A 9,364-nucleotide genomic window follows, 5' to 3' on the forward strand; every position below is an offset into this window, starting at 1 on the left:
CCGAGCAGTACCTGGGCGGGCCCGCCCGCCCAGGTACTGCTCGGACAGCCACTCGGCGCGATCCGCGAGCTCCGCGTCGCCGAGCATCCGCTTGCTCTCCTGCGCGGCGAGCTTGTCGAGCATGACCCTCACCCAGCGCTGCTCCTCCGCCTCGGACATACGGGCGGGGATCAGGACGACGGTGCGGTCCCCCTCGCGGTAGGCCGAGACCGTTCTGCGCCGCCGTGTGCTCCGGCGGACCTCGACCTCGACCGCGCCCGGGCCCCGGCTCTGCGGGCCCTGGGCGCCGCGTGAGGTTCTGGCGGCGCTGTGCGATGGGGTCTCCCCGGCGAAGCGGGGGGAACGGTCGGCGGACACCCCTTGACGTTACCCGCTGGCAGCCGGGGAAGTCCCGCCGCGCACCGGGTTGCGGGGCGAACCACTCCACGGTGTTCACCGCTTATACGACTATCGCCCGGGGCTGTGGATAACTTTCGGCGGCGGTGTGGCGGAGCCGCGCATGCTGGGGTCAGTTCGGCGACGACGAGGGGGATCCGATGACGGGGGCGGAGATGACGAGGACAGGGACCACTAGGACAGGGACGGCAAGGACAGGAACGGCAAGGACGAGGACGACTGGGACGGGGGCGACGCGGACGGCAAGGGCAGGGGCGACGGGGGCGGCGGCAAGTACGGCGCATCCGATGCTCAAGCCCGCGCTGCGGCGCGGCTGGCGGAGCCGGGACACCGTGCAGTTCGGGGTGGCCCGGGCCCATGCGGTGGTGCTGGGGCCGGTGGACACGGCGACGGGCAGCTTTCTGGAGTTGCTGGACGGGACGCGCGGGCTGCCGCTGCTCCGGCAGGAGGCCAGGGCCTTGGGGTTGCCGGAGGGGCGGGCCGACGCGCTGGTGGAGCGGCTGACGGCGGCCGGTCTGCTCGACGATCCGGTGGAGGGCGGCGAGTGGGCGGCCACGGCCTGGCGCCGCGGCGCCGCGCTCGACCGGCTGCGGCCCGATCTGGCGGCGCTGTCGGTGCTGTGTCCCGCGCCGGGGGCCGCGGCGCGGCTGTTGGCGGCGCGGGGCGCGATGCGGGTGCAGGTGAGGGGCGCGGGCCGGGTCGGAGCGGCCGTGGCCGCGCTGTTGTCGGCCTCAGGGGTCGGGCAGGTCGATGTGGTGGACGGCGGCTGTGTCGAGCCATGGGATGTGACGCCTGGTGGGCTGCCGGCCGAGCGGATCGGGGAGCGGCGGGACGCGGCCGCGCGGGGCCTGGTGCGGCAGGCGGCGCCGGGTCCGCGACCGCGTCGGCCGGCGGCGGGGGCGGCGGCAGGGGCGGCGACCTCCGGCGAGCCGGGGTTGACCCTTGTGGTGATCGCCCCGCGCGACGGGCTCGCGGCATACGCACCGGATCCGGCGGAGACCGAGCCGCTGTTGGCGTCGGGGACGCCTCATCTGTATGCGGGAGTCCTGGAGGCGACGGGGGTGGTGGGGCCACTCGTACTGCCGGGGATCACACCGTGCGCCGGATGTGCCGCAGCGGGGCGCACCGAGCGGGAGCCGGTCTGGCCGAGGATGCTCGCGCAGTGGCGGTCCGGCCGCCGCCGGCCCACCTGGGCCTGCGACACCGCGTTGGCCACAGTGGTCGCGGGGGTCACTGCCGTGCATGCGCTGGGGTTTTTGGACGGACGGCTGCCGGCCAGTGCCGGAGCCCGGCTGGAGGCGGCGCTGCCGACTCTCACCTGGGACACCCGGCGGATCGAGCCGCATGCGGAGTGCGGCTGTGGTGCGGCCGGACGGACTGATGCGGTATATGCCTCGGTTGTCGAAGCGCCGCACGCGACAATGTCCGGGTGACCGACGTCCGCCAAGTGGGCGACGGGGGTCCGGGGGGCCACCCCCGGGAATGGCTCAGCTGTAGTTGGAGGGGCGCATGTCAGATCTGCCGCGCAAGGCGATCACCCGTACCGCCAAACTGGCGGCGCTGCCCTTGGGATTCGCCGGGCGCGCCACGTGGGGGCTCGGAAAGCGCATAGGGGGACGACCTGCGGAGATCGTCGCGCGCGAGGTGCAGCAGCGCACGGCCGAGCAGATGTTCAAGGTGCTCGGGGAGCTCAAGGGCGGGGCGATGAAGCTCGGCCAGGCGATGTCGGTCTTCGAGTCGGCGCTGCCGGAGGAGATCGCCCGGCCTTACCGGGCGGCGCTGACCAAGCTCCAGGAGGCGGCGCCGCCCATGCCGACCCGCACGGTCCACACGGCGCTGGAGCAGCGGCTGGGGCCCGAGTGGCGCGAGCTGTTCTCCGAGTTCGACGACAAGCCCGCGGCGGCGGCCTCGATCGGGCAGGTGCACCGGGCGGTGTGGCACGACGGGCGCACGGTCGCGGTCAAGGTGCAGTATCCGGGGGCAGGCGAGGCACTACTCTCCGATCTGAACCAATTGAGCCGATTTGCCCGAGTATTGGGGCCACTGGTGCCGGGCCTGGACATCAAGCCGCTCATCGCCGAGCTGCGCGACCGGGTGTCGGAGGAGCTGGACTACGAACTGGAGGCCGAGGCCCAGCGCATCCATGCGGAGGAGTACGCAGACGATCCGGATGTGCTGGTCCCGCGGGTGGTGCACCAAAGCGATCAGGTGCTGATCACGGAGTGGATGGAGGGGATACCGCTCTCCGAGGTGATAGCCGACGGCACCCCCGAGCAGCGGGACCGGGCCGGACAGCTGCTCGCCCGCTTCCTGTTCTCGGGCGCCCACCGCACCGGGCTGCTCCACGCCGACCCGCACCCGGGCAACTTCCGGCTGCTGACCTGTGACGCCCCGGAGGGACCGGCGGAGAAGTGGAAGCTGGGGGTCTTGGACTTCGGTTCGATGGACCGGCTGCCGGGGGGACTTCCCGAGCCGGTAGGCATCGCGCTGCGGATGGCGCTCGAGGGGGACGCCCAGGGGGTCTATGAGCTGATGCGAGGCGAGGGGTTCGTCAAGCCGACCATCGAGCTCGACCCGGACGCGCTGCTGGACTTCCTGCTGCCGATGCTGGAGCCGGCCCAGGTGGACGAGTTCACCTTCGACCGGCGGTGGCTGCGCCGCCAGGCGGCGCGGGTGGCGGATCGCCGCTCGCCGGTCTACGAGCTGGGCAACCAGCTCAATCTGCCGCCCTCCTATCTGCTGATACACCGGGTCTGCCTGAGCACGATAGGGGTGCTGTGCCAGCTGGGCGCGGAAGTGCGGCTGCGCAATGAGCTCGAGGACTGGGTGCCCGGTTTCGCCGAGCGATACGAGGACGAAGCAGACGGAGCACAAGAAGCACCGGAAGCAGAAACCGAAGCTGAAGCCGACGGGACCGAAGAGGCGGACGGGGCGGCTGCGGAGGCCGTCGAAACCGTGGAAGTCGTCGAAACCGTGAAAGCCGTCAAAAAGGCGCCCGAGAAGACGGCCGAGGCCTCTGCCTGACGCATGAGCGGGCAGCCGAAGGGGCCGGTCCGATCGGACCGGCCCCTGGCGTCCCCCCTGTTATGGCGGCATCCCCCCGCTATTGCGGCTGTCCCCCTGCAGCCGCTTGCTGTTGCCGCTTACTGCATGACCGCCATGGCCAGAGCGCGGCGGGCGCGGAGCGAGGCGCGCTCCGCACGGCGCTGCATCCGCCGGGCGGCGGCCAGCCTGACGGCACTGCGTTGAGACTCGGCCTCGTGCATTCGTTCCTGCATATGCGCACGGGCCAGGGCTTCTGGCATGAGATGCATTTCACGGGTCCTGTTCTGGCGCGACTCGGTCGCACCCGAGGTGTCACGGGCGGGGGTGTCGGAGACGGACGGGGTCATCGTCGGGACCTGTTTCATCGGGTCGTGCGTCGCGGGGCGATCGATCGTTCCGGTGGTGTTCATGCCATGACCGGGTTCTTGCGCGGGCGACCACGCGGCCGCTTCCGGGCGACGACGACCCCCTGGACGAAGAGCTCGCCACCCCATACGCCCCAGGGCTCGCGGCGGTCCTTGGCCCCGGCGAGGCAGGCCTCCCGCAGCGGACAGGTCTGACAGAGCGACTTGGCGTACTCGACGTCGGCCGGCGACTCGGCGAAGAAGACCTCCGGGTCGTAGGAGCGGCACGGAACGGCGACACCGAGGTTCTCGATGGCCTCATCCAACTCGGTGAGGGCGGTGAGCGGCGTCAAGGAGTCCTCCGAAGGGTCAGGCGGGGGGATCAGGTCGGTTGCTACGGACGGCGTGTGTGCCTTGAGTTGCACGGTCGTCAGTTCCTCGTCTTTTCGGTCCGGCTGGTGGCCGGACGCTGGCAAATCAAAAGGGCCGCGGATCCCGGTGTGGGTTCCGCGGCCCTGGAAGGTGCCGACCTGATCGTGGATCAGGCTGGATAACTCCAGGGTCCAAGCCCGCGGAGGGCCCACTTCTGGTGGTGCTGCTGCTGCGTCTTCCGGGATCCGGCACCATTGGCCGCAAAGGCATAGGCAATTGCCCGTGCCGTCGCTGCTACCGCAGGTGCCTGGATCGGTCGCTCGCTGAGACGTGCTTCACTGGCGCCGGCGGACACACCGGTGCCAGGCAGCTCGAAGCCGAGCAGGCAGGTGGCGACGACCGAACGATCGGTCATTTTGATGGTGTTCATGAAGCTGATCATTGGGGCTCGCCTCCTCTCGGCGTCTCAGGGACCGACTCGAAACCGGTCCGGCTTGTTCAGTACAACACGGATTCCTCGGATCCCGGAAGGGCCCTTGTCTCCGTGCTCGGAAGGCTATGGGTATGCGCTCCGCGCGCGCAAACTATTTTTCCGTCGAGTTTCGCGCGGGTTCTTCGGAACCGCTTCCGCTGGTCCCGTCGATCCCCTCCGCCCGGGTGAGTTCCCGCCCGGAGCAGAGCGCGAGGACGTCGGCGCCGAACTTGTCGAGCTTCCGCCTCCCCACTCCAGGGATGCCCGACAGCTCCCCTTCGGTTCCCGGTACGGCCTCGGCAATCGCCAGCAGGGTCTTGTCGGTGAAGACGCAGTAGGCGGGCTGGCCCAGCTGCCCGGCCTGCTCGGCCCGCCAGTCCCGCAGCCGCTCGTACAGCGCCTCGTCCAGCTCCGAGGGGCAGTCCTCACAGCGCCTCAGCTTCATCTCGCCCGCGTCCGTCAGCGTCCTGCCGCACACCCGGCAGTGCACCGGGCCGCGCCGCTTGCGGACCGGGGCGATTGCTCCGCCACTGCCGCGCTCGATGCCGCCGGCCCCGCCCGGCATGCGGGGGGCGGGGGCCGCGGAGCCGGGACGCAGCCCGTTCAGAAAGCGGCTGGGGCGGCGGTTTGCACGGCCTCCGGGAGAGCGCGAGAGCGCCCAGGAGAGGGCCAGATGGCGGCGGGCACGGGTGACCCCCACATAGAGCAGCCGACGCTCCTCCTCCACCTGCGGGTCGGTCTTGGCATAGGTGATGGGCACCATGCCCTCGGTGAGCCCGACCAGAAAGACCGCGTCCCACTCCAGGCCCTTGGCGGCGTGCAGTGAGGCGAGCGTCACACCTTCGACGGTCGGGGCGTGCTGGGCCGCCGCCCGCTCGTCGAGCTCCGCCACCAGATCGGCCAGCGTGACCTGCCGGCCCGCCGCCAACTGGCTCGCGCAGAACTGCTCGGCGAGCCGCACCAGCGCCGCCAGGGACTCCCAGCGGTCACGGACCGCGCCCGATCCGGCCGGGGGCTCCGGCGTCCAGCCGCGGGTACCGAGCACCGCCCGCACCTGGGAGGGGATATCCGCGTCCGTCAGCGCGGGGTCCGCGTTTCCCGCGCGGGCCGCGCCGCGCAGCAGCAGCCCCGCCTCGCGCACCTCAGGTCGCTCGAAGAACCGCTCGGCGCCGCGCAGCTGATAAGGCACCTGGGCGTCGGCCAGCGCCTGCTCATAGACCTCCGACTGCGCATTGACCCGGTAGAGGATCGCGACCTCGCTCGCCGGGACCCCGCCGCCGCCCTGCTCCACGGGGGTGATCAGCTCACGGATCCGGCGGGCCACCCCCTCGGCCTCGGCCGGCTCGTCCGCGTATGCCGTATAGACCGGGTCGGGTCCCGGCTCGCGCTGTGAGACCAGCTCCAGTCGGTGGTCCGCCGCCCGGCCGCGGGCCTGGGCCAGCACCCCGTTGGCCAAGTGGACGACCTGGGGGGTGGAGCGGTAGTCGCGGACCAGCTTGACGACCGTCGCACCCGGGTGCCGGGTGCGGAAGTTCAACAGATGGTCGGGGGTGGCGCCGGTGAAGGAGTAAATGGTCTGGCTGGCGTCGCCGACCACGCACAGGCTCTCCCGGTCGCCGAGCCACAGCTCGAGCAGCCGCTGCTGCAGCGGGCTGACGTCCTGGTACTCGTCGACCACGAAGTGCTGGTACTGACGGCGCACCTGGTCGGCGATGTCATGCCGCTCCTGGAGCACCCCAACCGTCAGCAGCAGCACATCCTCGAAGTCGATCACCCCGCGCTCGCGCTTGAGCTGCTCGTACATGCCGTAGATCCGGGCGATCTCGGCGGCGTCACGCGGGGCCTCCCGGCCGGACTTGGCGGCCACGGCCGGATAGTCCTCGGGCACGGTCTGGGTGACCTTCGACCACTCGATCTCCCCCGTCACATCCCGCAGCTCATTGCGGTCCAGCCGGACCCGGCAGCGCGCCGCGGCCTCCGCGACCAGCTGCACCTTGCGCTCGAGCAGCCGCGGCACCTCGCCGCCCACCGCCTTGGGCCAGAAATACTGCAGCTGGCGGAGCGCGGCCGAGTGGAAGGTGCGCGCCTGCACCCCGCCCGCGCCCAGCTGCCGCAGCCGCCCGCGCATCTCCCCCGCCGCGCGGTTGGTGAAGGTGACGGCGAGCACACTCGCGGGCTGGAAGACGCCCGCCCGCACCCCATAGGCGATCCGGTGGGTGATGGCACGGGTCTTGCCCGTCCCGGCCCCGGCCAGCACACACACCGGCCCGTACAGGGCCGTGGCCACCTCGCGCTGCTCCGGGTCGAGCCCTTCGAGCACCGCGTCGGCGTCGCGCGGAACCGTCGCGTACTCGGCCGGCGTGGAGACCCGCGGGAAGAGAGGGGAGGGCGTTGCTGCTGTCACCCCGCCATGCTGCCAGGTCCGCTGAGACCGCCGGGACGGTTGTCCACAGCCGTGCCCATTTGGTCATCTCATCCGCTTGTCGGATCAGTGGGGTCGCGGGAACGCCGTCACGGGAATGCCGCGAGGACCCCGGACGTTCCACCACTGCCAGCACGCCGAGCCTCACGGAGAGGCCGAACCTCGAGGAGAGATAAGACCGATGTCCGGCACTGTGACGATGTACAGCACCACCTGGTGCGGCTACTGCCGTCGGCTGAAGGGCCAGATGGACCGCGAGGGAATCGCGTACACCGAGGTCAACATCGAGCAGGACCCGGAGTCGGCAGCCTTCGTCGAGAAGGCGAACGGCGGTAACCAGACCGTGCCGACGGTTCTGGTAATTCCCGCCCAGGGGGGCTCTGAGGTCGTCATGACGAACCCGAGCCTTGCCCAGGTCAAGCAGGCGCTCGGCGCCTGACTCTCGCGAGACGCAACCCCCGACCGGCCTGACGCTGATCGGGGGTTTTGTGTGCCCTGGGGACCCCAGCAGCAGGACAAGGCCCGCCCTCGGCACGCCCGGTATCGGCTACCGCCGTGGTCGACAGGAGACCGCCATCACCGGCACTCCTGTACGTGTCCCACCGGGGCGCAAGAGACTGAGCACTCCACCTGGCGGCCGTCGCCGACAGAAGCTCTCAGCGCGCGAAAGCAGAGCCGCAGGGTTCAGAGCGTGAGCACAGGCCGGGTGGAGAAGTCCTCGCAAAGGTCTTCACCGTCCGGGCCATACACGAACTCGACCATGGATGGGTTGCGATTGGCGGTGGCCAGGGGCAGCCATGCCAGCATGTGACCGTAGCCGCCGCATACCGACTCGCCACCGTCCCCGCCGTGCACCGCAGTGGCGTCGCTCGTCAGCTCCGTACGGTAGGTGTCGTAGGCGATGCGTAGACCGAAGGCGCTCAGCTGGTTCTGCGGGCCTGTGCGGTCCCCGTAGGGGATGCGGTCGATGGGGAAGTCGTTTCCCCACCGGAACAGGGTCTCTGCTCCGGCTCCACAAGCGTGCTCCCACTCGTCGGAGCTCGGCATCCGCAGGTCACGAGCCGCGAGAACAGCCGGCATGCCAGCAGGCAACTCGGGCAGGTTCTCGTCCTCCGCAGCCATGAGCACAGTGGCCAAAACGACGCTCCGGCGGGGGCTGAGCACCTGCGCGAGATGGGCCCGCAGGTCGGGTCCGTAGCCGAAGCCCTGTTCCAGGCTCTCGGCGTAGTCGGCAGTCTGCTGCGGGGTCGGCTGCCAGCTGTCCAGGTCGAAGCCGAGGCACACCGGCCCTCCGGGTATCAGAGCGAATTCCTGCTCGTTCCGCTCGATCCGGACGCGATGCAGCGGGGCACCGAGGTGCTCCGTGGTCTCGATGAGGGTCACCCGGCCATCCACCAAGCCAGCGGCCTGCTCGGCGACGCGGCGTGCGGTAGACAGTTCGAAGGACCGCCACTGGCCGAGAGTGAGATCAGCGAGAGACATGGACCGCAGTGTTGCACGCGGGTCTGACACCCCTCGCGACTACCGCACTCCGGAGCTGGGCTGCGGTCGCGGAAGCCTCAGAGAGCGAGCAGCGGACACCGGCGGCGGGCCGTCGCCTCCTTTCCTGATTCGGGATGCACCTGTGTACGCCTGCCTCAGGCGCTCTCGCCGAGGTGGCGGTACAGGGTGGCTCGTGACACCCCGAGAGCCTTGGCGATGGCGCTCACACTCTCGCCCTTCGCCTTCCTGGCGCGGGCCACAGTGATTACGTCCTCATCGACCACGGTCGGCCGTCCGCCGGTACGCCCCTGCGCCTTGGCTGCGTCCAGTCCTGCGCGGGTGCGCTCCTTGATGAGGCTGCGCTCAAACTCCGCCATGGCTCCGACCACCTGAAGCATGAGACGGCCGTCGGCCGTACCAGGGTCGATGTTGGCCAGCGCACCCGTGAGCACCTTGAACCCGATGCCCCGCTCTCGAAGGGCGTCGACCATGGTCACAAGGTCGATGAGGGACCGGGCGAAGCGGTCGAGCTTCCACACGCACAGGGTGTCGCCGGGTCTGGCGTAGTCCAGTGCGGCCGAGAGCTCTGGCCGGTTGGCGTTCTTGCTGCGCCCCACAAGGGGGCGAGCCCGTTCCTGGTCACGCTGCGCCACGGTCGACGGCCCTGCCGCTCGGCTCCTGTCGGGAAGGTGGGGCGCTGCCGCGCCCCTGCTCCGCCTGCCAGTCGCTCGGCTTGTCGGCCCCGGCAACAGGCCGTGCGCCTGCCTGACAGCCTGCCGCTCCTCCCGTCTGCCTGGTGAGGCTGGCAGCGCAGACGGGAGGAGCGGCAGG

9 protein-coding genes and 1 pseudogene are annotated in these 9,364 nt (G+C 70.7%); 3 read left to right on the plus strand and 7 right to left on the minus strand.

Going from position 1 to position 9,364, the window contains the following annotated elements; all coding sequences use genetic code 11:
• Positions 1 to 357: pseudogene (locus CCN51_RS15600) on the minus strand (metal-dependent hydrolase); the annotation flags it as partial.
• A 326-nt stretch (positions 358 to 683) separates the two neighbouring features.
• Between CCN51_RS15600 and CCN51_RS15605 the strand changes: the two are divergent.
• Positions 684 to 1,829 carry a ThiF family adenylyltransferase gene (locus CCN51_RS15605; protein WP_014176628.1) on the plus strand — a complete coding sequence of 382 codons (1,146 nt, stop codon included), beginning with the start codon at positions 684 to 686 and terminating at the stop codon, positions 1,827 to 1,829.
• Positions 1,830 to 1,905: 76 nt separating this feature from the next.
• Positions 1,906 to 3,420 (plus strand): ABC1 kinase family protein, encoded by a 1,515-nt coding sequence (locus CCN51_RS15610; protein ID WP_014176629.1) that lies wholly within the window; start codon positions 1,906 to 1,908, stop codon positions 3,418 to 3,420.
• 119 nt (positions 3,421 to 3,539) lie between these two features.
• Here CCN51_RS15610 and CCN51_RS15615 read toward each other — a convergent pair whose 3' ends face one another.
• The 4 genes from CCN51_RS15615 to CCN51_RS15630 all read right to left on the minus strand — a co-directional run bounded on the left by CCN51_RS15615 (position 3,540) and on the right by CCN51_RS15630 (position 7,033).
• Positions 3,540 to 3,851 (minus strand): hypothetical protein, encoded by a 312-nt coding sequence (locus tag CCN51_RS15615; protein WP_014176630.1) that lies wholly within the window; start codon positions 3,849 to 3,851, stop codon positions 3,540 to 3,542.
• The gene (locus CCN51_RS15620) at positions 3,848 to 4,210 is read right to left on the minus strand and encodes a WhiB family transcriptional regulator (protein WP_043486847.1); all 363 of its coding nucleotides are present in this window, start codon (positions 4,208 to 4,210) and stop codon (positions 3,848 to 3,850) included. Before CCN51_RS15620 ends, CCN51_RS15615 begins: the two co-directional genes overlap by 4 nt.
• A gap of 116 nt (positions 4,211 to 4,326) precedes the next feature.
• A complete protein-coding gene (locus CCN51_RS15625) occupies positions 4,327 to 4,599 on the minus strand; it encodes a hypothetical protein (RefSeq protein ID WP_078610458.1) in 273 nt (90 codons plus the stop codon).
• Between the two features lie 142 nt (positions 4,600 to 4,741).
• A complete protein-coding gene (locus CCN51_RS15630; RefSeq protein ID WP_014176632.1) occupies positions 4,742 to 7,033 on the minus strand; it encodes an ATP-dependent DNA helicase UvrD2 in 2,292 nt (763 codons plus the stop codon).
• 199 nt (positions 7,034 to 7,232) lie between these two features.
• Here CCN51_RS15630 and CCN51_RS15635 point away from each other — a divergent pair, with 199 nt between their 5' ends.
• Entirely contained in the window at positions 7,233 to 7,490 is a 258-nt protein-coding gene (locus CCN51_RS15635) for a mycoredoxin (protein WP_014176633.1), read from the plus strand.
• 245 nt (positions 7,491 to 7,735) lie between these two features.
• Here CCN51_RS15635 and CCN51_RS15640 read toward each other — a convergent pair whose 3' ends face one another.
• Positions 7,736 to 8,533 (minus strand): hypothetical protein, encoded by a 798-nt coding sequence (locus tag CCN51_RS15640; protein ID WP_014176634.1) that lies wholly within the window; start codon positions 8,531 to 8,533, stop codon positions 7,736 to 7,738.
• 155 nt (positions 8,534 to 8,688) lie between these two features.
• Positions 8,689 to 9,186 (minus strand): recombinase family protein, encoded by a 498-nt coding sequence (locus CCN51_RS15645; RefSeq protein WP_086013653.1) that lies wholly within the window; start codon positions 9,184 to 9,186, stop codon positions 8,689 to 8,691.
• Positions 9,187 to 9,364 lie beyond the last annotated feature (178 nt).

Source organism: Streptomyces milbemycinicus (assembly GCF_002154605.1).
Taxonomy (GTDB): Bacteria; Actinomycetota; Actinomycetes; order Streptomycetales; family Streptomycetaceae; genus Streptomyces; species Streptomyces milbemycinicus.